The sequence below is a fragment of the Devosia sp. SL43 genome, from assembly GCF_021729885.1.
Taxonomy (GTDB): Bacteria; Pseudomonadota; Alphaproteobacteria; order Rhizobiales; family Devosiaceae; genus Devosia.
In genome coordinates this window covers 3,740,835-3,763,975 of the sequence record NZ_CP063401.1, presented here as the reverse complement: position 1 = coordinate 3,763,975, position 23,141 = coordinate 3,740,835, and the positions used below count along the sequence as shown (strand labels likewise).

Sequence of the window (23,141 nt, the reverse complement as noted above, 5' to 3'; positions counted from 1 at the left end):
CCGATGTTCAGCAAAGTCCTCATCGCCAATCGCGGCGAAATCGCCGTGCGTATCATCAAGACCCTGCGTCGCATGGGCATCGCCAGCGTCGCCGTCTATTCCGACGCCGATCGCTTCACCAAGGCAGTCTCGCTGGCCGACGAAGCCGTGCGGCTCGGCCCTGCCCCGGCGACCGAGTCCTACCTCAATGTCGACGCAGTCATCGCCGCCTGCAAGGCGACCGGCGCCCAGGCCGTCCATCCCGGCTATGGCTTCCTCAGCGAGAATATCGGCTTCGCCCAGCGCCTTGCCGAAGCCGGCATCACCTTCATCGGCCCGACACCCGCAAATATCGAAGCCTTCGGCCTCAAGCACACTGCCCGCGAACTGGCCAAATCCAGCGGCGTGCCGCTACTGCCCGGCACCAACCTGCTCAATAGCGCCGAGGAAGCCCTCGCTGCTGCCGAGACTGTCGGGTATCCCGTCATGCTCAAGAGCACGGCTGGTGGCGGCGGCATCGGCATGCAGCTCTGCGCCGACGCCGCGGCACTATCGGCCGCCTTCGACAGCGTGCAGCGCACGGCGACATCAAGTTTCGGCGATGCCCGCGTCTATATCGAGCGCTTCGTCTCCGACGCCCGCCATGTCGAAGTGCAGATCTTCGGCGACGGCAAAGGCAAGGTTATCGCCCTTGGCGAACGCGACTGCTCGCTGCAGCGCCGCAACCAGAAGGTCGTGGAGGAAACCCCTGCACCCGGCCTCTCCGACGCGGTCCGCACCCGCCTGCACAAGGCGGCCACCGATCTCGGCTCGGCTGTCAAATACGCGTCGGCCGGCACCGTGGAGTTCATCTACGACCCCGTCCGCGAGGACTTCTACTTCCTCGAGGTAAACACCCGCCTGCAGGTCGAGCACCCCGTCACCGAGGCAGTGTTCAACATCGATCTCGTCGAGTGGATGATCCGCCAGGCCGCCGGGGAAGACCCAATCGCCAAGGCCGGTCCGCTCACCCCGCATGGCGCCGCCATCGAAGTCCGGCTCTATGCCGAAATCCCGCATGCCAACTTCAGACCGAGCGCTGGCCTCCTGACCGAAGTCAAATTCCCGGACCATGTCCGCGTCGATGGCTGGATTGAGACTGGCACCGAGGTAACGTCCTATTACGATCCGATGCTGGCCAAGATTATCGTCGCCGGCATCGACCGCCCGACGGCCATCGCCAATCTGCGGGCTGCGCTGAAGGCGACATCGGTGGCGGGCATCGAGACCAACCTCGCCTATCTCCGTGCCATCGCCGGCTCGGACCTCCTCGCCAGCGGTAAGGTGGCCACCACGGCACTGAAGGACTTCCTCTTCATCCCCGATGTGGTGGAAGTCATCGCCCCCGGGGCGCAATCGAGCATCCAGGAACTCCCAGGTCGCCTGGGCCTCTGGCATGTCGGCGTGCCGCCCAGTGGGCCGATGGATGACTACAGCTTTCGCCACGCCAACCGGCTGGTGGGCAATGCCGACGTCACCGCTGCGCTGGAACTGACCGTCGCCGGTCCGACCCTGCGCTTCCACGCCCCGGTGACCATCGCCCTGTCGGGCGCGGCGATGCCGATGAAGCTTGATGGCACCCCGGTCGCGCATAACACGCCTATCAGCGTGACTGCCGGTCAGACCCTTGCCATCGGCGCCGTCGACGGCCCCGGCCAGCGCAGCTACCTCGCCGTCTCCGGCGGCTTTGCCGCCCCGGTTGTCCTGGGCTCCCGCGCCACCTTTGGCCTCGGCCAGTTCGGTGGCCATGCCACCGGCACGGTCAAAGCTGGGCAAGTGCTGCATCTCGCCCGTTCGGCGCAGAAGACCGTCCAACCCGCCACCGACCCCGCGCCCCTCACCCGCCACTGGGATGTCGGCGTGCTCTACGGCCCCCACGGGGCGCCAGACTTCTTCCAGGATGGCGATATCGAGACCCTCTTCGCCACCGACTACGAAGTCCATTTCAACAGCGCCCGCACCGGCGTCCGCCTGATCGGCCCCGCCCCCCAATGGGCCCGCACGGATGGCGGCGAAGCCGGGCTTCACCCGTCCAACCTCCACGACAATGCCTACGCCATCGGCGCCATCGACTTCACCGGCGACATGCCGATCATCCTCGGCCCGGATGGCCCGAGTTTGGGCGGTTTCGTCTGCCCGGCGGTGATCGCCCGCGATGAGCTTTGGAAGATGGGCCAGTTCAAACCCGGCGACACCATCCGCTTCCATCCGGTCGCCCGCCCCGACGATCCCATCGCCGGACCTGCCATCCACCGTCCGAATCTTGAAACCGGCTCAGCGATCCTGGCGCGATCCGACGATGGTCCGGTGCCTGTCGTTTATCGCCGTCAAGGCGACGACAACCTGCTCGTCGAGTATGGCGACATGTCGCTGGACATCGCGTTGCGGCTGCGTGTCCACCTGTTAATGGAGGCGCTGACCAAGACCTCCAGCATGCTTGCGCCGATCGACCTGACTCCCGGCATCCGTTCGCTGCAGATCCACTACGATGGCACCACGCTGTCGCGCACCCGCCTGCTCGGTCTGCTGGCGGAGATAGAAAAATCTCTCCCCGCCGCCGAGGACGTCGTTGTCCCCAGCCGCATCGTGCATTTGCCACTGTCGTGGAACGACCCTGACATCCAGCTGGCCATGCGAAAATATCAGGAACTGGTGCGCCCCAACGCGCCGTGGTGCCCCGACAATATCGAGTTCATCCGCCGCATCAACGGCCTCTCCAGCATCGAAGATGTGAAGCGGACGATCTTCGACGCGAGCTATCTGGTGCTCGGCCTGGGCGACGTCTATCTCGGCGCGCCCGTGGCGACGCCGGTCGATCCGCGCCATCGGCTGGTGACCACCAAATACAATCCGGCCCGCACCTGGACGCCGGAAAATGCGGTGGGGATCGGGGGCGCCTATATGTGTGTCTATGGCATGGAAGGCCCTGGCGGATATCAGCTTTTCGGCCGCACCATCCAGGTCTGGAATACGTGGCGGTCCACGCCGGAATTCACGCCGGGCAAGCCGTGGCTGCTGAACTTCTTCGACCAGATCCGGTTCTTCCCTGTCAGTCATGACGAGCTCACCGAAGCCCGTGCCGCCTTCCCGCACGGCGCCTACCCATTGCGCATTGAGGAGACACAATTCTCCTACGCCGACTACGCCCGGGAGTTGGCGGCCAATGCCCCAAGTATCGCCGCCTTCAAGACCAACCAGCAGGCTGCGTTCGACGCCGAGCGCAATCGCTGGAAGGCCGAAGGCCTTGACAGCTTCATCGCCGACGACGCCGGCAACAGCGCCATCGAAGGCGATATCCCCGTGGGATGCTTTGGCGTACCCACCGGCGTTCCCGGCAACATCTGGAAGATTCTGGTCGAGGATGGAGCCACTGTGGCCGAAGGCGAAGCCGTCGCCATCATCGAATCCATGAAGATGGAAATCACCATCACCGCACAAGCTGCTGGCAAGGTCCGTCAAGTCCTTGCCGGACCTGGTAAAAACGTCAAGACCGGCGATGTTGTCGTCGTGCTGGAGGAAATCTGATGCTGCCCACCATCCTCGATCTCGCAACGCTCCGGGCACTCTATGCCGATCACAGCGTCACCCCCCGCGACGTGATGGAAGCGGTCATCGAACGCCGCGCCGCCTGGCCGGACAAGGCCGTGTTCATCACCCCCACCAGCGACGCCGCCCTGCTCGCCACCGCCGATGCGCTGATGGAGCAACACCCCGAGCCCAACAGCCTGCCGCTCTGGGGTATCCCGTTCGCAGTAAAGGACAATATCGACGTGGCGGGACTGCCCACCACCGCCGCCTGCCCTGCCTTCGCCTATGATCCGGCCGCCGACGCGACCGTCGTCGCGCGCCTCAAGGCAGCCGGCGGTATCGTCATCGGCAAGACCAATCTCGACCAGTTTGCCACCGGCCTCAACGGCACCCGCTCGCCCTATGGCGCGCCCCGTTCGGTGTTCGATCCGGCCTATGTCTCAGGCGGCTCTAGCTCCGGCTCTGCAGTTTCCGTCGCCGCCGGCTTCGCCAGTTTCTCGCTCGGCACTGACACCGCTGGCTCCGGTCGTGTACCCGCCATGTTCAACAACCTGGTCGGCATCAAGCCGACGCCGGGACTGCTGCCCAATACTGGCGTTGTGCCGGCCTGCAAGAGCGTTGATTGCGTTACCATTTTCGCCGCCACGGTGGGCGATGGCGTGGCCGCCCGTAGGGTGGCGGAGGGCTTCGATGCGGCTGATCCGTTCTCGCGCAAAGCCAAATGGGCGTCGTTGCCGACATCGGGGCTGCGCGTTGGTGTGCTCTATGGCGCCGAACGCGAATTCTTCGGCAATGCCGAGGTCGAACGGCTCTATGACGCCGCCATCGACAACATCCGCGCCCTTGGCGCAACGGTGGTTCCCTTCGACTATGCCCCGTTCCGCGAAGCGGCAGCCCTGCTCTACGACGGCCCTTGGGTCGCCGAACGCCTGGCCGCCGTGGAAGATTTCTTTGCCAGCAACGAAGCCGACTTCGATCCGACGGTGCGTACCATCATTGCGGGCGCCAAGGGCAAGACGGCGGTCGAGGCCTTTAAGGGCAGGTACCGGCTGGAAGAACTGCGCCGTAAGACTGAAGCCACCTGGGCCAAGGCCGACGTGCTGCTGCTGCCGACCTCGCCCACCACCTACACCGTGGAAGCCATGCAGGCCGACCCTATCCGGCTCAACTCGCATTTCGGCCGCTACACCAATTTTGCGAACCTGCTCGACTGCGCCGCCATCGCTATCCCCGGCGGCTTCGACGGCCAGGATCACCTGCCGGCTGGCGTCACACTCGTCGCCCCGGCCTTTACCGATGATGCGCTGGCGCCATTGGCAGATGCGCTCCATCGCAAGGCGGCGCGCGGTATGGGTCGCGACAAGGCAGCAGCCTTGCCGGCGGCAAGTACAGTGCCCGCCGCCGCGAGCGAGATGGTGCAGATTGTCGTGGTCGGCGCGCACCTTACTGGCATGCCGCTGAACAAGGAACTGACCGGTCCGGGCGGGAGGCTGCTCAAGACATGCAGCACGGCCAATGACTACAGGCTCTTTGCCCTGCCCAACACGACGCCGCCCAAGCCGGGCCTTATTCGCGAACCGGGCTATGCCGGACCCGGAATTGCCGTCGAAGTCTGGGAGCTGCCGCCGGCTGCCTTCGGGCAGTTCGTCGCCCGCATTCCATCGCCGCTGGGTATCGGCAAGGTGGCCCTGGACGACGGCACGGCGGTCTCAGGCTTTCTGTGCGAATCCCACGCACTTGCCGGCGCCGAGGACATTACCGGCTTTGGCGGCTGGCGTGCCTATCTCAGCTCCCGCAACGCCTGAGAATTTCATCATGCAAGAATGGCTCAAGGCATACGTGCAACTGCTCGTTCAAGGACTTCAGGCCCGCCTTGAAACGGTGGGCAGACTGGGCGGCAACCAGATCCGGTAGGCCGCGCCGTCAGCTCGCAACAGGGGCCAAACGCCGGCAGTAGGCGGAGGGCTTGAACCCTTGGCAGCCACCGCTCCGGTCAAACGGGGTTGGGCATGCTATTGTTCGACCGCCCCTTGCTGAATCGAAAGTATTTTTTCTCTTGGAATGCGCTACGTTGCCCCGGAACGACGCGCCCGCATCCCCATGATCGCGAGCCTACGACCTGCCCATCCGCTGGCGCTGCCATGGCTCCACGCCCACACCAAGTTGAGATTGCGATGACCCTCTACTCCGATTACCTGGCCGAAATCGAAAGCAGAAAAGCACAGGGGCTCGCACCCAAGCCGATCGATGCCGGTGGCCTGACTGGTGAAATCATCGCGCTGATCAGGGATACGGACAGCGAGCACCGCGCCGATGCTCTCACATTCTTCATCTACAACACGCTGCCCGGCACCACGAGCGCGGCGGGCGTCAAGGCTGCTTTCCTCAAGGAAATCATCCTTGGCGAAGCGATCGTCCCCGAAATCACGCCAAGTTTTGCGCTTGAACTGCTGTCGCATATGAAGGGCGGTCCATCGATTGTCGTGCTGCTCGATGTCGCGCTTGGCGATAACGCTGCGATCGCCGAACAGGCCGGTGAGGTGCTCAAGACCCAGGTCTTCCTCTATGACGCTGACATGTTCCGGCTGCGCGATGCCTACAAGGCCGGCAATTCCGTCGCCAAGGGCGTGCTCGAAAGCTACGCCAAGGCCGAGTTCTTCACCAAGCTTCCCGATGTCGAGGACGAGATCAAGGTCGTGACCTATGTCGCCGCCGAAGGCGATATTTCGACGGACCTTCTGTCGCCTGGCAACCAGGCGCATTCGCGCTCGGACCGCGAGCTGCACGGCCAGTGCATGATCACGCCCGAAGCGCAGAAGGAAATCCAGGCACTGCAAAAGCAGCATCCCGACAAGCGGGTGATGATGATCGCCGAAAAGGGCACGATGGGCGTGGGCTCGTCGCGCATGTCGGGCGTCAACAATGTGGCGCTGTGGACCGGCAAGCCAGCCAGCCCCTATGTGCCCTTCGTCAACTATGCTCCCATCGTTGCGGGCACCAACGGCATCTCGCCGATTTTCGCGACCACGGTCGACGTGACCGGCGGTATCGGCCTCAACCTCAAGAACTGGGTCAAGAAGCTCGGCGAAGACGGCAAGCCGATCCTCAACAATGAAGGCAATCCGATCCTCGAGCAGAAATATTCTGTCGAGACCGGCACCGTGCTCAAGATCGACGCCAAGACCAAGACGCTGCGCGACGCTGATGGCAAGGATCTGGTGGATATTGCTTCGGCGTTCACCCCGCAGAAGACCGAATTCATGAAGGCGGGCAGTTCCTATGCCATTGTCTTCGGCAAGAAGCTGCAAACTTTTGCGGCGCAGACGCTGGGCGTGGAAGCCACTCCAGTCTTCGCGCCGAACAAGGAAATCACTGTCGAAGGCCAGGGCCTGACGGCGGTCGAGAAGATCTTCAACCGCAATGCCGTCGGCGTGACGCCGGGCAAGGTGCTGCATGCCGGCTCGGACGTTCGCGTCACGGTGAACATCGTCGGTTCACAGGATACGACCGGCCTGATGACGGCGCAGGAGCTCGAGGCGATGGCGGCCACCGTCATCTCGCCGCTGGTCGATGGCGCCTATCAATCGGGCTGCCACACCGCATCGGTGTGGGACAAGAAGGCCCAGGCCAATATTCCCAAGCTCATGGCCTTCATGAACAATTTCGGCGTCATCACGGCCCGCGATCCGCTTGGAAACTACCATGCGATGACCGACGTGATCCACAAGGTGCTCAACGACATCACCGTGGATGATTGGGCCATCATTATCGGTGGCGACAGCCATACCCGCATGTCCAAGGGCGTGGCCTTCGGCGCCGACTCCGGCACCGTGGCGCTGGCTCTGGCGACGGGCGAGGCAACCATGCCAATCCCGCAATCGGTCAAGGTGACGTTCAAGGGCCAGATGCAATCGCATATGGACTTCCGCGACGTGGTGCATGCGACGCAGGCCCAGATGCTCAAGCAGCATGGTGACAACGTGTTCCAGGGCCGCATCATCGAAGTGCATCTGGGTACGCTGCTGGCCGATCAGGCCTTCACCTTCACCGACTGGACCGCCGAGATGAAGGCCAAGGCCTCGATCTGCATCTCGCAGGACGAGACGCTGATCGAGTCGCTGGAAATCGCCAAGTCGCGCATCCAGATCATGATCGACAAGGGCATGGACAATCCCGCACAGACGCTCAAGGGCCTGATCGCCAAGGCAGATCAGCGCATCGCCGAGATTCGCTCTGGCGAGAAGCCGGCACTGGCCCCCGACGCCAATGCGAAATACTTCGCCGAGGTTGTGGTCGATCTGGACGTGATCGACGAGCCGATGATCGCCGATCCCGATGTGAACAATTCGGACGTCTCGCGTCGCTACACCCACGACACCATCCGTCCCGTCTCCTATTACGGCGGCACCAAGAAGGTTGATCTGGGCTTCGTGGGCTCCTGCATGGTGCATAAGGGCGACATGAAGATCGTCGCCCAGATGCTCAAGAACATCGAGAAGGCCGAAGGCAAGGTCGAGTTCAAGGCGCCTTTGGTTGTTGCGGCTCCCACGTACAACATCATCGACGAGCTGAAGGCCGAAGGGGATTGGGAAATCCTGCAGCGCTATTCGGGCTTCGAATTCGATGACCTTAAGCCCAAGACGGCCAACCGCACCGAATACGAGAATATCCTCTATCTCGAGCGTCCGGGCTGCAACCTGTGCATGGGCAATCAGGAGAAGGCGGAAAAGGGCGACACAGTTCTCGCAACCTCAACCCGGCTGTTTCAGGGTCGCGTCGTTGAGGACACCGCCGAAAAGAAGGGCGAGTCGCTTCTGGCTTCGACCCCTGTCGTGGTGCTGTCGGCCATTCTTGGCCGGACGCCCAGCGCTGAGGAATACAAGGCCGCCGTCCAGGGGATCGATCTGACCAAGTTCGCGCCGCCGGTTACGCCCTCGATCGATTCCAAGTCGGTGCATTTCTAGAACTCGACCGACTGAAAGATAATTGGTGGTGGTCACTCAGGCCGCCACCAGACCCAAGGTTTGGGCGCCGACCGTTGCCTAGCGGGCGGCGATCATATCGAGCATCGCTCGGACGGCCGTGGCATAGCCGCCGGCGCCGAGCCCGGCCATCACCGCATCGGCCCGCATCGACACGTAAGAGCGATGATAGATCGGCTCGCGCTTGTGGATGTTGGAAATGTGGAACTCGATCACCGGGCCCTCGAACATCTTGAGCGCATCCAGCAGCGCCAGCGACGTGAAGGTGAAGGCGGCAGGATTGATGATGATCCCGGCACCCTCGTCGATCGCTTCATGCACCCAATTGATGAGCGCTTCCTCGCTGTTGGTCTGGTGGAATACCACCGGCCGATCGCCGGCCGAATCGCGGCAGAACTGCTCGACTTCGGCCAGCGTTGTCGTGCCATAGATGGCCGGCTCGCGCTTGCCAAGGCGGTTCAGGTTGGGGCCGTTCAGAACGTAGATCGGCTTCATAGCCCTGCTCCGTAGCCAAACATTTTCGGCAGCCACAGCACTGTGTCTGGCACAAAGGTGAAGATCATCAAGGCCAGGATCAGGCCGAACAGGAACGGCATCACGTCGCCGACGATGGCCTTCATCGGCGCGCCGGAGATGCGGGTCATGATGAAGAGCAGCATGCCATAGGGCGGGGTGACGAGGCCCAGCATGATGTTGACCACCACGACCACGCCGAAATGTACCGGATCGATACCGAGCGCCTGTGCTGTAGGGATCAGCACCGGGACGATGACCAGAAGGATAGTCGTGCCTTCGAGCAGGCAGCCGAGCACCAGCAGCAGGATGTTGACGGCGATCAGGAAAGTGATCGGGTTGAGGTCCCAGGACAGCAACAGGACGCTGAGACTGCTGGGGATGTTCTCGATGGTGACCACGTAGTTGAACACCAGTGCCCCGGCGATCAGCATGCCAATGGAGGCCGTGGTCTTGGCGCTGGTGAGAAGCGCCGCGTAAAGGTCGGGCCAGCGCACGCTGCGATAGATGACGACAGAGACGACCAGCGCGTAGAAGGCGGCGACTGCGGCGGCTTCGGTCGGCGTGGTGATGCCGCCATAGATGCCATACATCAGCACGACAGGCATGAAGAGCACCGGCAGCGCATGCCAGGTCATCTTCGGCAATTCGCGCAGTGGCACCGGCTTCTCGACCGGAAAATTGCGTGCCCGGGCGATGAAGCCCACCTGCACCATCATGACACCGGCCATCAGCAGGCCGGGAATGACGCCGCCGAGGAACAGGTAACCAATCGAGGTGTCGGCGATCAGCGCATAGAGCACCATCGGGATGGAGGGCGGAATGATCGGGCCGATGACCGCGGTGACGGCAGTCAGCGCAGCGGCGAAGCTGGGCGTGTATTTGTTGTCCTGCGTCATCATGTGCTGCATCATCTTGCCCGAGCCGGCCGCATCGGCGACGGCCGAACCGCTCATGCCGGCAAAAACGATGGATTGCAGGATATTGACCTGGGCGAGGCCACCTCGGAAGCGACCGACTACGGCGTCGCACCACTTGAGCAGGCGCTCCGACAGGGTGCCCGAATTCATGATCTCGGCGGCAAGGATGAAGAGCGGCACAGCCAGCATGATGTAGTTGGAGTACATGCCGTTGAGGAATTGCTCGGCGACGATGCCCATGTCCTGACCGCGCATCAACAGGTACAGCACCGAGGCACAGATCATCGACAGGCCCATGGGCAGGCCGAACACCGACAGCACGATGATCAGGCCCAGCGCCAGCGTGAAAGCGGTGGAAAGCATCATACGCCGGAACTCGCCTTGGTCGGATCGAAGTCCGCGCTGCCCTTGCCCCAGATGGCCTGATAGCCAAGCCAGAACTGGCGGACGATCGTGGCCACCGCGAAGATGGCATAGATGGAATAGAGCCAGTCAAACCGGATCTTGAGATAGGCGGTCTTCTCGACTTTCATGAACATCACGTAGTCGATTACGGCCGGCAGAGAGATGGAGAAGAACAGGATCAGCGCGACGGCCGAGATGACCACCATCACCCGCCTCCAGCGATCGCTGACCGCGGCATAGAGGATGTCAAAGCGGATTTCCTCGCTGTCGCGCACCACGAATGCCGTGCCAAACAGCACCATCCACAGCCACATGATGACGCTGATCTCATGCGTCCAGCCAATGGGCAGATTGACGCCATAGCGGAAGAAAATCTGCAGGATGAAGACCGTGAACATCACGGCGAGCATGGCTGCGAGAACATTTTCAGCGCGGGCATGGAGCCACGCGCCGAAGCCGGCAAGTCGGGAATTCATCACCTGTCTCCGAGAAGGAGGTCCAATGGATGGCGGCGCCGGGGAACCGGCGACACCTTCCATTGGGAAGAGGCTACAGAGCGTTGATGCGATCGACCACACCTGCCGGCCAGTCCTTGGCCAGGTCGGAGTCGAGGTACATCTGCTGAGCGTGGGTGCGGAAGGCATCCACATCGGGCTCATAGATGTTGAGGCCAACGCTCTTGAAGCGCTCGACCAGCTCGGCCTCGCGGGCGAGGTGGGCTTCCTGGCTGAAGTCGATGGCCACGGTTGCCGCAGCTTCGAAGGCCGTCTGCTGCTCGGGCGTCATGGCGTCCCAGGCCGGCTTGCTGATGACGAGGAGGTCATAGCCAACCAGATGCGAGGTGAGGACGATCTGGTCCATCACTTCGTAGAACTTCATGTTTTCGACATTGGGCAGCGGATTGTCCTGACCGTCGATGGCGCCCGTCTGCAGGCCCGTATAGACCTCGGCATAGGCCATCGGCGTCGGGTTGGCGCCCAGCGCCGTGCCGAGGAACTGCCAGGCGTCGCCACCGGGCATGCGCAGCTTGACGCCGGCGAGATCGGCCGGAACTTTGATTTCCTTGTCCCCGCGCAGACCAACCTGGCGGGCACCGAAATAGGTCGGCCCCAGAATGTGGATGCCGAGTTGTTCTTCGGCCATGGCCTTGAACTCGGCGCCGACTTCGCTGTCAAAGAAGGTGCGCAGGTGGGCGGCGTCACGGAACAGATAGGCCGAGGTCAGCACCGACCAGGCCGGGATCTGGTTGGAAATGTCCTGCGGGGCAATGTTGCCCATTTCGAGGTTACCGCGCTGCAGCGCGACCAGCTCCGTGCCCTGCTTGAACAGGTTGCCGCCATAGTATGGCTCGACGGTAGCGATCTCGGCCACCTGCGACGACAGCAGGCCGACCATCTCGGCGCGGATGTCTTGCTCCGAGAACACGGCCGAGAAGCGCAGCACCGGCTTGTCCTGCGCCAGGGCGGGCAAGGCGGCAGAGAGCAGCAGCCCACCCACCAGCAGCGCGCGGCGCGTCAATGCAAAAGTCATCGTCATCCTCCCAATTGGTGCCTGCCTAGCAGGCCTGTCCTCATCGGACGACACGGCTAAAGCCATTGTTTTTCGTCCTTGCGGCACAATGTACGAAATAGTTCGTTCAAGTCAATGGGCACTGGCGACCGCGATTGGGTGGGCCGGATTTAGCCAGCGACGGCCGTGCGGAACACTTCGGCCATGGCGGCGGCATCGGGCTTGATGCTGGCAAACAGTTCAAAGGCACGGACTGCCTGGTAGACCGCCATGCCGCCACCCGGCAGGACGCGGCATCCGCGGCTCCGGGCCACCCGAATGAGCTCGGTCTCGAGTGGGAAATAGACCACATCGGCGATCCAGTGGCGTTGCTCGATCAGCGCCCCATCAACCGGCAGGCCAGGCATCTTGGTCATGCCAACGGGCGTGGTGTTGACGATGCCATCGGCCATCGCCGCGGCCGCCGCCGGATCGTCGACTGCGGCGGCGTCGGCCCCGAGCTGGTCGCGCAGGCGCTCTGCGAGGACGCGCGCCTTGCCGAGCTCGGTGTCGTAGATGGCCAACTTGCCGACGCCGCATTGCAGCAGCGCCTGCGCCACGGCAGCGCCAGCACCGCCTGAGCCCAGTTGCAGCACGAGGTCGCGGGCCGCGCCGGGCAGGCCCTGACGAAAGCTTTCGGCGAAGCCCCAGCAGTCGGTGTTGTGACCGATGTTACGGTCGCCCAGCACGACGGTATTGACGGCACCAATGGCGGCTGCGTCGGGCGCCAGGCTATCGAGCAGCGGCAGGATGGCCTGCTTGAATGGATAGGTCACGTTGAGGCCTGAAAAGCCCAATTGCCGCGCGTCGTCCAAGACGAGAGGCAGATGCGCATCGTCGAGGCCCAGGCGGTCAAAATCGATCAGGTGGTAGCGATAATCCAGACCCTGCCGCTGGCCTTCGCGCTCATGCATCAGCGGCGAAAGCGAAGCGCCTATGCCGCGACCGACAAGACCAATGGTGATGGCGCCGTCCAGCGGCAGCCGATCCTGCAAAACCAGGCTGCGCAGCGGCGGTGCCGGCTGATTGCTGGCCATGGGCAAAGTCCAGTCTCCCCCTACCCCCTGCCGGTGTGAAACGCGGTGGCGGCCTTGTCTTTCTCTTGCGACACCCGATAAATGCTGCAAGACGATTTTGTGGCAAAATGTACGAACTGGTTAGTTTAGTCAATTGCCGTCAGGAAGGCGACGACTGCATGCGGGCTCCAGTTTCAACATCCAGCCTGAAACCCAAGGACGTGGGCGCGCGGACGCAGGATCCCGAAGGCACGCGGCAGAACATCATCGAGGTGGCGGCGCAGGAGTTTGCCCTCAATGGCCTCTCGGGTGCCCGCATCGACGAAATTGCCGCCAAGACCCGCTCGTCCAAGCGGATGATTTATTACTACTTCGGCAGTAAGGAGGGCCTCTATGTCAGCGCCCTCGAAAACGCCTATCGGCAGGTGCGAGAGGGCGAGGCCAAGCTCGATATCGAGGGCCTGTCCCCACTCGACGCGCTCAAGCGGCTGGTGGAATTCACCTTCGATCACCACCACCGGCATGAAGAATTCATCCGCATGGTGATGATCGAAAACATCCACCACGCCGAATTTCTCGAACGCTCCAGCGTGATCCGCGACCTGAACGTCACCGCGATCGGCAATATCGAGTCGATCTATGCCAAGGGGCTCGCCGAGGGCCTGTTCCGCGCCGGACTTGATCCGCTGGAAATCCATTGGCAGGTCAGCGCACTCTGCTTCTTCAACGTGTCCAACCGGGCCACTTTCTCCAAAATCTTCGGGAAGGATGTGGGCAGCCCGTCCTATCAGGAATCGCTGCGCCGGCAGACGGTGGACATGGTGGTGCGGTTTGTGTTGCGGGCTGATCGGCTGAGCGAACTTTAGGCCGGCAAACACACGCAGTTGCTCGACTTGCAAATGTACTAACTAGTTCGTACTCTATCCCCGAGGTGGAGGAGCGGACTTGAAGACTTCGATAGCCACGGTGTCGATCAGCGGCGATTTGCGGGAGAAGCTGGAGGCGATTGCGGCTGCCGGCTTCGATGGCGTCGAGATTTTCGAGAATGACTTTCTCGCCTATGACCGTTCGCCGCGTGATGTGGTGCGCATGGTGGCCGACCTCGGCTTGACCATCACCCTGTTTCAGCCGTTCCGGGATTTCGAGGGACTGCCTGAACCTCAGCGAAGCCAGGCCTTTGAGCGGGCAGAGCGGAAGTTCGACCTGATGGGTGAGCTCGGGACCGATCTCATGCTGGTCTGCTCCAGCGTGTCACCGCTGGCACTGGGCGGTATCGACCGGGCGGCATCGGACTTGCGGGAATTGGGCGAACGCGCCGCCAAGCGCGGGCTTCGCGTTGGTTATGAGGCGCTGGCCTGGGGCCGCCATGTCAGCGACCATCGCGATGCCTGGGAGATTGTGCGTCGGGCCGACCAATCCCATATCGGCATTATCCTCGACAGCTTCCACACGCTGTCGCGCGGCATCGATCCGAACTCGATCCGCGCCATACCGGGCGACAAGATCTTCATCGTGCAGCTCGCCGATGCACCCAAGATCGACATGGATCTGCTGTACTGGAGCCGGCATTTCCGGAACATGCCGGGCGAGGGCGACCTTGCTGTCACCGACTTCATGCGGGCCGTTGCCGCAACCGGTTATGACGGGCCGGTTTCGCTCGAAATCTTCAACGATCAGTTCCGCTCCGGTTCGCCGCGCACGATAGCCGCCGACGGACACCGGTCGCTGATCTACCTGATGGATCAGGTGCGCACGAGCGAACCGGACATTGCCATGCAGATACCAGAGCTACCGCCGCGCGTGGATGTGCAGGGCGTCGCTTTCATCGAATTTGCCGCCGACGAGACCGAAGCCACGGCATTGGCCGGCCACCTGCGGCAGTTGGGTTTTCGCCTCACCGGACGACACCGCGACAAGGCTGTCGAGCGCTTCAGCCAGGGCGACATCAACATCGTCGTCAACACGGACCGCGAGGGGCTCGCCCACTCGGCCTATCTGACGCATGGAACCTCGGCATATGCTTTGGGGCTGATGGTGGATGACGCCGAAGCAACGGCAAAGCGGGCCTTGGCGCTGGGCGCTCAAATGTTCAGCCAGCGTGTGGGCTCCGGTCAGCTCAGCATCCCGGCTATTCGCGGCATTGGCGGTGGGGTGATCTATTTCCTCGATATGAAGAGCCCGCTCGGCCAAGTCTGGGACATCGAGTTCGACGCCGTGGACGATCCGCAGGCGCCTACCGATGCCGGCCTGCGGCATATCGATCACGTCGCGCAAACCATGAACTATGAGGAGATGCTGACCTGGATCCTGTTCTATCGGTCGATCTTTCTGACCGAGAAGAGCCCGATGGTCGATGTGGTTGACCCCTCCGGCCTCATCCGCAGCCAGGTGATCGAGAATACCGAGGGGACGCTTAGACTGACGCTTAACGGCGCTGAGAGCCATCGTACGCTGGCCGGCCGCTTCATAGCCGAAACCTTCGGCTCAAGCATCCAGCACCTGGCCTTTGCCTCCGAGGACATCTTCGCGACCGCCGACGCACTGCACCGGAACGGCATGAAGACCCTCGAGATTTCGCCCAATTACTACGACGACCTGGAGGCGCGCCTGGGTCTTGACCCGGCAATGCTCAAGCGGATGCGTGATGCCAACATCCTCTTCGACCGTGACGCGGAAGGCGCGTTCTTCCAGCTTTATTCGACCAATGTCGGAGAGGGCTTCTTCTTCGAGGTGGTCCAGCGATCCGCAGGGTATCTCGGCTATGGCGCGATCAACGCCCCCTTCCGCATCGCCGCGCAGAAACGGTCTCTGTCGCCGGCGATAATTCCGCGACAGTAACGCAGCGCGAAAGTTGGACTGGGCTGCCCTTGACCGGAGCGGCGCCCGCCTGTTTCGCCCGCTGCAGGACAATGGTGCTAGACGCTGGCTGGGGTGCTAGGATTCGAACCTAGGAATGCCGGTACCAAAAACCGGTGCCTTACCACTTGGCGACACCCCAATCGCGGCGGTTCCTACACGGTTTGCCTGCGCTTCGCAACACAGTGAAACCGCGCGGAAAAACCCGCGCCGAAGCGCTTGAACACGCAAGCAAGCGCGGCTATAACCCGCCCCATCGCGATTGGCGACGACGGCCTTACGGGTCGTCTAATCCATATCAAATCCCGTATCGCGGCACCTGACGGAGTATAGCGCAGCCTGGTAGCGCACCTGCTTCGGGAGCAGGGGGTCGAGTGTTCGAATCACTCTACTCCGACCAATCAACCCCGGTCTCGCAAGAGGCTGGGGTTTTTGTTGTCCAGGTGCTTGCGGCTTTTGGGCCGTCCCGACATCTGCGATAGTCACGACATTGCAGGGGAGGCGCAGATGAAGGAATGCAAGGTGATCCGTGGCGGAGCCGCGTTTCATGGCAAGCAGGGGCTCAATTATTTCTCGGGCGTGTCGGCGGAAACCGCCGGATCGTCGGGCATCTGCATGCACCTGCTGGTCATTCCGCCCGGCGCGAAAGCCAAGCCGCACTATCACGAGGCGCATGAGACGGCGATTTTCCAGCTCGAGGGATCGACGTCGTTCCATCACGGCCCAAATCTGGAATTCACCGACGAGGTGCATGAGGGCGACTACGTCTACATTCCCGCAGGCGTGCCGCACCAGCCGTTCAATCCGACCGACAGGATCGCCCGCGCCATCATCGCACGGACCGACCCGAACGAGCAGGAAAGCGTCGTGCTGATCTAGGCGCGGGACGCGGGTCTGGCCTGGGTCGCCAGCCAGATGTGATGGCGTTCGCCGCCACTGGTGCCACGGGCACGGACCTTAGCTTCCTCAACAGCGAAGCCGGCGCTGACCAACCGCTTGGTGAAGGGGGCGCTGGTGTGGGACGACCATACTGCAAGCACGCCTCTATCCCGCATGGCGCGCAACGTGCGGCGGAGACCAGCGACGGTGTAGAGCTTGTCATTGGCGTCGCGGGTCAGGCCCTCGGGACCATTGTCGACATCGAGCAGGATGGCGTCATAGAGCTTTTCGCCATTGAGCAACGCCCCGACATCGCCCTCTCGAATGGTGACGCGCGGGTCGGAGAGGCAAGTGCCGAACACCTCGGCCATAGGTCCGCGGGCCCAGGCGACGACGGCGGGCACCAGTTCGGCGACCGTGATCCGGGCATCTGGCGGCAGCACCGCCAGGGCGGCGCGAAGCGTAAAGCCCATGCCGAGGCCGCCGATCAGCATGTGGGGTCGGGCACGGCCCTTGATCCGATCCCAGGACAGGTTGGCCAGGGCCTCCTCGGAACCGCTCATCCGGCTGTTCATCAGAGAGGTCGAGCCAGCCATGATGGAGAATTCGCTGCCGCGGCGCATCAGGCGGAGGTCGCCCTCCCCGCCTGGCACGGTGGCCGTATCAAGCAGGGTCCATGGGGTTACCGGCATAGTGTCTCGCGGAAAAAGCGAAGGCCGGCCACCTGGGCCGGCCCTCTTGAAGGATTGAAGCGGCTCAGCGCTTGGAGAGGAGGTTCCAGGCGCCGGTAACGGTCAGCGCGGCCAAAGCCATCTTGAGGATGTCCCAGACCACGAAGGGCTGGATGGCGCCGCGGAAAGCGGAGCCGACAACATCGTTCTGGTCGATCCAGCCGGCATTGCCAGCCAGAGCCATCAGCCAGGCAAAGCCCAGGACGAGCAGCACGGCGTCGGCGACGACCATGGCGATGAACAGGGTCAGCGGCTTGCCGGAGGCACCACGATCGGCGGCGAAGCCGATGATGGCGGCCATCACCAGGAAGCCGAAGAGAAAGCCGCCCGTCGGGCCCATCAGATAGGGGATACCTGCAGAAGCGCCGGCGAACACGGGAAGGCCGAAGGCGCCTTCAACGAGATAGAGCGCCACGGTGGCAACGCCGATGCGCATGCCGAAGGCAGCAGACAGGGCAGCGATGGCAAAGCCCTGCAGTGTCACCGGAACCGGCCAGACCGGCACGTTGATCTTGGCGCAGATGGTGATGAGCAGCGTGCCAAGCACGACCGTTGCGAGATTGGACGCCAGCTTGGCAGCGTCGCCCTTGGGCTGGTAGAGGCCCAGCAGCGTGTTGGGCGTGGTCAAAGTGACGGCCATTTCATACCTTCCATGCTAAAGGCGAACCGGCATCCCCTCCCGGGACACGCATCAGTTCGCGTCACAAACGTCTTATTCCGCCGTCCCCGTGAGTGCAATGGCCGCGCCCCTCGTCTTCAATACGCAATTCGACCCAAAGACGGGCATGGCGGTGCCGGTGGCGCCAGGATTACTGCGCGTCACCGCACCCAATGCAGGCGCCTACACCTTCACCGGCACCAACAGTTTTCTGCTGGGCCACGAGCGGCTTGTCGTGGTCGATCCGGGGCCGGACGATCCCGCACATCTGGCCGCACTGGAGCGGGCCATTGCGGGGCGCAGGGTGGATGCCATCATCCTGACGCATACCCACCGCGATCACAGCGCATCGGCCGCGCAGTTGGCCAGGCAGCTTGGCGCCCCGCTATGGTTTGGCGGGCCGCACCGACTGTCGCGGCCGTTGCGGCGATTCGAGCGCAATCCGATACGCAGCTCCTGCGATTGGGATCTGGTGCCAGACCGGACACTGGTCGATGGAGAGATCATTGAGGCGGGCGATGTCAGATTATCCGTGCACGCGACACCCGGCCATTGCGCGAACCACCTTGCTTTTGGATTCGGCGATATCCTGTTCAGCGGCGATCACGTGATGGGCTGGAACTCGACGCTGATCGCCGTGCCCGATGGCTCAATGGCCGACTATTTCGCGTCACTCGACAAGGTTATCGCCCTGCCCCACGCCAGCTATGTGCCTGCCCATGGCGGGCCAATCGCAGACGGCCCGGGATATGCTGCGGCGCTGCGGGCGCACCGCGAGATGCGGAACGGACAGGTGATCGCGGCGGTGCAGGAAGGAGCCCGCAACGTCCCGCAGATAGTCGACCGGATTTATCCGACGCAGCCTCTGCCGGTCCGGCTGGCGGCGCGCATGACGATCATGGCGCATGTCGAGTATCTGGAGATGCTGGGGCGGCTGAGCGTATCGCGTGGCGTGTTCGGCACGAGAATCGCGCCGCGCTGAGCTCAGGTGGCCTCTGCTTCACCGTCGGCTGCTGTCTCGTCCTCACCAGCCTCGTCTTCCGGTTCAACCTCTACGGGTTGGTTGGCGTTGGGATTGTCCCGCAGCAGCGTGGTCACCGCGTCGTCCAGCGCCGACAGGAAATCCTCGATGCGAAGGCCGTTGGCGCCGAAATCGTGGATGGCATTGAGCGAAGCGGAACGCATATCGACCGTCGAGGTCGTGGCCGTGCCGGTCACCCGCACCACCGCCTCTTCGCGCCAGCCGGGAATGGTCATGATCTGGGCGTTGATCTGGGCTGGACCAAAAGTATCGGTCGGTTCGCGCAATAGCCGAATATCCCAGCCATTGTCGGCGACCAGCGCCTGCACCAGGGCAAAGGTCTGCGTCTGCCCGAGTGGATAGGTGCGGGTTTCGACATTAGGAAACACCGCAGCCATTTCAGCTGTCGTCAGCAGCTTGGGCGGCGGCATCGCGGCGGTGCCCGGCTCGAAGACGAGCGGCATCAGACCGCGATCGATCGTGGCGATGTCCGTGACAGCGGGGTAGCGCATGGCGAGGTTGCCATACCAGGCGAAGGGCGCAAGGCAGAGCAGGCCGAAGACAAGACCTGTCAAAGCGCGCGACCAACCCTGATCGCCCGTCTGCCACAGGCGAGCCAGCGCGATCAGCGACACCAGCAGCGCCGCCAGCGCCACGATGCAAGCTGCTGCGGCGGCGACCAGGAACAAGTCGCTCGTGATCAAGCGAAAGCGATGGAGGGCAACGGAAATGATGACGAGCGGACCCGCGACGCTGCCCAGCCGGCGCGCCCAGATGGACCATTTCGATGTCCGGATCAGTATGCGCAAGGTGCCGCCGTCAAAGAACCCGAGTGACCTGTATAGCGCCAAGGTGTTGCGCGAATTTGAACATTCCGGCCTTCGAGACCATTGGAAAACTATTTGTTCTTGGTCTTGCCGCCTTGGCGGGGACCCGGCTCGTCCGGATTGACCTCCGGCGGCGCTTCGCTGCCACCGCACATGGTCCTGATGGCCTGCCACTCGGCATCGGTGAAGGGCAGTGCCACCTCGGCCGTGTTGGCGACCGTCAGCGCCTCCAATGCAAGCTTACGATCTTCGGTCAGCGGATGCGTGCTGAACAAGGCCAGTGCGCGCGAGAAGTCATCGTCTTCGCCCACGCGCAGCAATAGGTCGGCAACACCTGCCGGCTTGAAGCCGAGCCGCTGTGCGACTTGCGCTGCGAAATCATCGGCCTGGCGCTCGGCATCGCGCGAGAAGCTGGTGTCGATGATGGTCGCGCCAAGGCTGGCTGCCACGGAGAAACCCGTCATGTCGCCCAGGATGAAGCCGATCAGTGCGCCGGTGCCGGCGGTAGAGATCAGCTGCTCCATGCCGTGATGATAGGCGACGTGACCGACTTCGTGGGCCAGCACGCCGGCAAACTCGTCCTGCCGCTCGGCTCGATCTAGTAGGGCCGAGAAGAAATAGACCTTGCCGCCTGGCAGTGCGAAGGCGTTCGGGATGTCGGATTTGACGACCTTGATGTCGAGCGTGAAGGGCGAACCGGAGCCCTCCAGCGCCTGCGCGCCAAAGCGGGCGATGGCCTTGTTGGCGAGGCTGTTGGGATTTGTATCGCAGACCCGGAAGTCGGTGCCTTCGGCGAGGCTGGCTTCCATTTGTGCGGCGGCGGTGTCGCCGAGGTTCTTTTCCCATGCCGGCGGCAGCAGGCCGACAACGCGATTGGCGATGATGGGTACACCGAAAAGGTAAGCCACGATCACCGCTGCGAGAGCGACCGTCGCGGTGGCGGCAATGCGGACCTGGACCCACCTATCGAGCCGATGCTTCTCGCCCAGAGCGGGGATGGTGGCGTGGATGCGAGCGATCTCCTCAGCGCCTGCGACAACGACGCGCGCGCCTGATGGCTGCGAACTTGCGCCGATGCGCAATTCGTCGGCGCGACCATGCACGGCGAAGAGATCGGCCGCCGACCAACGGGCCAACTCGACCTGAGTCTGCGCATTGCGGATCACCAGCGTGCCGACATTGTCGAGAGCTTCGTAGTCCAGCCCGACGGGCCAGACTTCGGCAACGGCACCATTGTAGTATCGGCCCGCAATTGACATCAGTAGGCCCCTACATTGAGCGCATCGGCCAGACCTTCACCGCCAAGGGCGATATCCTCGCCGCGGGCATGCACTGTGCGCAGCGATGTCGCACCGGAAATGGTAGCGCCCTTGGCCACCAGCTTCCAGAAGCCGAGCCCCAGGAACAGCTCGCTCATCATGGCGAAGGCGCCCAGGATCAGCAGGTAGCCAAACACGACCAGCACCAGCACGACAAAGCTGCTGCGGAGATACTGGAAGAAGACCGCAGGATCGAAGCTACCATCGGCGAAGGCGCCGCTGGCCGACAAGCCCAGCACAATAAACCCGCCAATGGCTAGGGCCAGATAGACCCCGCCCAGCGCCAACGAGAAGAGCGCATACTGACCGACCAGATCGCGGAACCTGATCTTGATGGTGAGGGCCGCCTGCCCGAGCCGAACAGCAGACCACATGCGCGTCCACTCGCGCGACTGGTAGAAGAGGACCAGCAGTCCAATCGGCAACGCCCCGCAGGCGAAGACGAAGTAGCCGATCTCGTTGATTTGTCCCGAGGCGGATATCCCGCCGGACGAGGAGGCCATACCCAGCGTCACACCGCCAATGACGGCGCTCAGCAACCAGCAGACGTAATACGGCGCCGCCAGGCTCTTCCAACTGCCGGTGAAGCTGAACTGGCGATCGCCAAACCAGCTATGGGTGTAACGATAGCGCCAGAGATTGACTGCCATGAAGGGGTAGACCAGCCCCAGCGTGATGCCCATCAGCACCGTCCAGCCGAACCGGCGCAAGGCATAGGCCCAGGCGCTGCCGGCCTGATCGAAGCGGATACCCCGCCACAACGTACGCGACAGCCGGAAATCGCGGGCGCGGTAGATGGCGTAACCCACCAGGAACCAGAGCATGACGGCGGCGCCGCCATAGCCGGCAAGCACGGCGTCAGTCGACTGGGTCGAGAGATAGAAAAACAGGCCATAGAGCGGAATGAAGATGGCCAGGGCCATCAGGAAGCCCATCAGCAGCTGCACGGCATTGCCGGTATATTCGAGGGAGTCGCCATCGATGGCGGTGTGCGACCAGTAGAAGCGACGCTTCCAGGTCGTAAGCCAAAATCGATAAAGACCAATCGTAGGGATCAGCAGCGCGTAACCGCGCAACAGCATCCCACCAAGCTCTTTCCGCGTTCCAGTGAAAACCACCGAAACCGGCTGCTCCGTCTCAGCACCAAAGACCATGCCCGATCCCCAAGCCCCACCAAGGTTTTATGCGAGGCACCGTGGATTGGGAAGGCGAAGTAAAATCAATTTCTCAGGGATAGAGCCTGGTGCTGGCCCAGGGTTGATCGGGCGCCTCGCGCGTGAAGCGCACCCGGTCGTGCAAGCGGAACTCGCCGTCCTTCCAGAACTCGATACTCGATGGCACGATACGGAAGCCGGACCAATGCGCGGGACGCACGACAGGGGCGTCACCGGTTTCGGCCGTCAGGTCCGCCACGCGGGTCAGCAGGGCCTCGCGGCTGAGCAGGGGGCGGGACTGTTCGGAGGCCGATGACGCGATCTGACTGCCACGGGGCCGGCTGGCGAAATAGGCATCGGCTTCCTCAGTCGATACGACCTCGACCGCCCCACGTACCCGCACCTGCCGGCGCAGCGACTTCCAATGCATCAGCATCCCGGCCTTGGGGTGGGTATGCAGCTGCGTGCCCTTGTCGCTCTCGAAATTGGTGAAGAAGCAGAAGCCCCTGGCGTCGCGGGCATTGAGCAGCACCATGCGGACGTCTGGCATGCCTTGATCGTCCACCGTGGCCAGGGCCAGGGCGTGGGGATCGTTCGGCTCGGCCTCTTGCGCCAGAGCGAACCATTCTTCGAACACGGCAAAGGGGTCGAGGTCAGTGCGATCGCTGTCGTCGAACAGGCGCTCGGTCAGGGTCTGGAGCATCGTGGATATTATCCCTTCGTCGCGCATAACTGGACAATGCGGGGGGTGGTCGCCATATAGGAC

At 62.9% G+C, this 23,141-nt stretch carries 18 protein-coding genes and 2 tRNA genes; 8 read left to right on the top strand and 12 right to left on the bottom strand.

The window, feature by feature from the left end:
• The first annotated feature begins 3 nt into the window (after positions 1 to 3).
• From uca to IM737_RS18425, 3 genes are all read left to right on the top strand, one after another.
• Positions 4 to 3,543, top strand: a complete 3,540-nt coding sequence (gene uca / locus IM737_RS18435) for an urea carboxylase (protein ID WP_236896543.1) — start codon at positions 4 to 6, stop codon at positions 3,541 to 3,543.
• Complete coding sequence (gene atzF / locus IM737_RS18430) at positions 3,543 to 5,351, top strand: allophanate hydrolase (RefSeq protein WP_236896540.1); 1,809 nt, start codon at positions 3,543 to 3,545, stop codon at positions 5,349 to 5,351. Before uca ends, atzF begins: the two co-directional genes overlap by 1 nt.
• A gap of 369 nt (positions 5,352 to 5,720) precedes the next feature.
• Positions 5,721 to 8,510 carry a bifunctional aconitate hydratase 2/2-methylisocitrate dehydratase gene (locus IM737_RS18425; RefSeq protein WP_236896538.1) on the top strand — a complete coding sequence of 930 codons (2,790 nt, stop codon included), beginning with the start codon at positions 5,721 to 5,723 and terminating at the stop codon, positions 8,508 to 8,510.
• 78 nt (positions 8,511 to 8,588) lie between these two features.
• Here IM737_RS18425 and IM737_RS18420 read toward each other — a convergent pair whose 3' ends face one another.
• From IM737_RS18420 to IM737_RS18400, 5 genes are all read right to left on the bottom strand, one after another.
• On the bottom strand, positions 8,589 to 9,023 hold the full coding sequence (locus tag IM737_RS18420) for a type II 3-dehydroquinate dehydratase (RefSeq protein ID WP_236896536.1): 435 nt from the start codon (positions 9,021 to 9,023) through the stop codon (positions 8,589 to 8,591).
• Positions 9,020 to 10,327 carry a TRAP transporter large permease gene (locus IM737_RS18415; protein WP_236896535.1) on the bottom strand — a complete coding sequence of 436 codons (1,308 nt, stop codon included), beginning with the start codon at positions 10,325 to 10,327 and terminating at the stop codon, positions 9,020 to 9,022. Before IM737_RS18415 ends, IM737_RS18420 begins: the two co-directional genes overlap by 4 nt.
• Positions 10,324 to 10,842 carry a TRAP transporter small permease gene (locus IM737_RS18410; protein WP_236896533.1) on the bottom strand — a complete coding sequence of 173 codons (519 nt, stop codon included), beginning with the start codon at positions 10,840 to 10,842 and terminating at the stop codon, positions 10,324 to 10,326. The genes IM737_RS18415 and IM737_RS18410 overlap by 4 nt, the downstream gene beginning before the upstream one ends.
• A gap of 73 nt (positions 10,843 to 10,915) precedes the next feature.
• A complete protein-coding gene (gene dctP, locus IM737_RS18405) occupies positions 10,916 to 11,896 on the bottom strand; it encodes a TRAP transporter substrate-binding protein DctP (RefSeq protein ID WP_236896531.1) in 981 nt (326 codons plus the stop codon).
• A gap of 149 nt (positions 11,897 to 12,045) precedes the next feature.
• The gene (locus IM737_RS18400; protein WP_336886212.1) at positions 12,046 to 12,951 is read right to left on the bottom strand and encodes a shikimate dehydrogenase; all 906 of its coding nucleotides are present in this window, start codon (positions 12,949 to 12,951) and stop codon (positions 12,046 to 12,048) included.
• 158 nt (positions 12,952 to 13,109) lie between these two features.
• Here IM737_RS18400 and IM737_RS18395 point away from each other — a divergent pair, with 158 nt between their 5' ends.
• Together IM737_RS18395 and IM737_RS18390 are read left to right on the top strand one after the other, a co-directional pair.
• On the top strand, positions 13,110 to 13,796 hold the full coding sequence (locus IM737_RS18395; RefSeq protein ID WP_236896529.1) for a TetR/AcrR family transcriptional regulator: 687 nt from the start codon (positions 13,110 to 13,112) through the stop codon (positions 13,794 to 13,796).
• 79 nt (positions 13,797 to 13,875) lie between these two features.
• A complete protein-coding gene (locus IM737_RS18390) occupies positions 13,876 to 15,768 on the top strand; it encodes a bifunctional sugar phosphate isomerase/epimerase/4-hydroxyphenylpyruvate dioxygenase family protein (RefSeq protein ID WP_236896527.1) in 1,893 nt (630 codons plus the stop codon).
• An 85-nt stretch (positions 15,769 to 15,853) separates the two neighbouring features.
• Here IM737_RS18390 and IM737_RS18385 read toward each other — a convergent pair.
• Positions 15,854 to 15,928, bottom strand: a tRNA-Gln gene (locus tag IM737_RS18385).
• 181 nt (positions 15,929 to 16,109) lie between these two features.
• Here IM737_RS18385 and IM737_RS18380 point away from each other — a divergent pair.
• Positions 16,110 to 16,186: transfer RNA gene (locus IM737_RS18380), tRNA-Pro, on the top strand.
• 107 nt (positions 16,187 to 16,293) lie between these two features.
• On the top strand, positions 16,294 to 16,665 hold the full coding sequence (locus IM737_RS18375) for a cupin domain-containing protein (RefSeq protein WP_236896525.1): 372 nt from the start codon (positions 16,294 to 16,296) through the stop codon (positions 16,663 to 16,665).
• Here IM737_RS18375 and IM737_RS18370 read toward each other — a convergent pair.
• Both IM737_RS18370 and IM737_RS18365 read right to left on the bottom strand, forming a co-directional pair.
• Positions 16,662 to 17,357: a spermidine synthase gene (locus IM737_RS18370; RefSeq protein ID WP_236896522.1), complete on the bottom strand. Its 696-nt coding sequence runs from the start codon at positions 17,355 to 17,357 to the stop codon at positions 16,662 to 16,664. The two genes, IM737_RS18375 and IM737_RS18370, sit on opposite strands and share 4 nt — an antisense overlap.
• Before the next feature lie 64 nt (positions 17,358 to 17,421).
• Positions 17,422 to 18,036: a biotin transporter BioY gene (locus IM737_RS18365; protein ID WP_236896520.1), complete on the bottom strand. Its 615-nt coding sequence runs from the start codon at positions 18,034 to 18,036 to the stop codon at positions 17,422 to 17,424.
• Between the two features lie 97 nt (positions 18,037 to 18,133).
• Here IM737_RS18365 and IM737_RS18360 point away from each other — a divergent pair, with 97 nt between their 5' ends.
• On the top strand, positions 18,134 to 19,036 hold the full coding sequence (locus IM737_RS18360) for an MBL fold metallo-hydrolase (RefSeq protein WP_236896518.1): 903 nt from the start codon (positions 18,134 to 18,136) through the stop codon (positions 19,034 to 19,036).
• A gap of 2 nt (positions 19,037 to 19,038) precedes the next feature.
• Here IM737_RS18360 and IM737_RS18355 read toward each other — a convergent pair whose 3' ends face one another.
• From IM737_RS18355 to pdxH, 4 genes are all read right to left on the bottom strand, one after another.
• Complete coding sequence (locus IM737_RS18355) at positions 19,039 to 19,884, bottom strand: DUF1499 domain-containing protein (protein ID WP_236896516.1); 846 nt, start codon at positions 19,882 to 19,884, stop codon at positions 19,039 to 19,041.
• Between the two features lie 89 nt (positions 19,885 to 19,973).
• Entirely contained in the window at positions 19,974 to 21,161 is a 1,188-nt protein-coding gene (locus IM737_RS18350; protein WP_236896514.1) for a M48 family metallopeptidase, read from the bottom strand.
• Complete coding sequence (locus tag IM737_RS18345) at positions 21,161 to 22,375, bottom strand: DUF898 domain-containing protein (protein ID WP_236896511.1); 1,215 nt, start codon at positions 22,373 to 22,375, stop codon at positions 21,161 to 21,163. The genes IM737_RS18350 and IM737_RS18345 overlap by 1 nt, the downstream gene beginning before the upstream one ends.
• A gap of 73 nt (positions 22,376 to 22,448) precedes the next feature.
• Positions 22,449 to 23,078, bottom strand: a complete 630-nt coding sequence (gene pdxH, locus IM737_RS18340; protein ID WP_236896509.1) for a pyridoxamine 5'-phosphate oxidase — start codon at positions 23,076 to 23,078, stop codon at positions 22,449 to 22,451.
• Positions 23,079 to 23,141 lie beyond the last annotated feature (63 nt).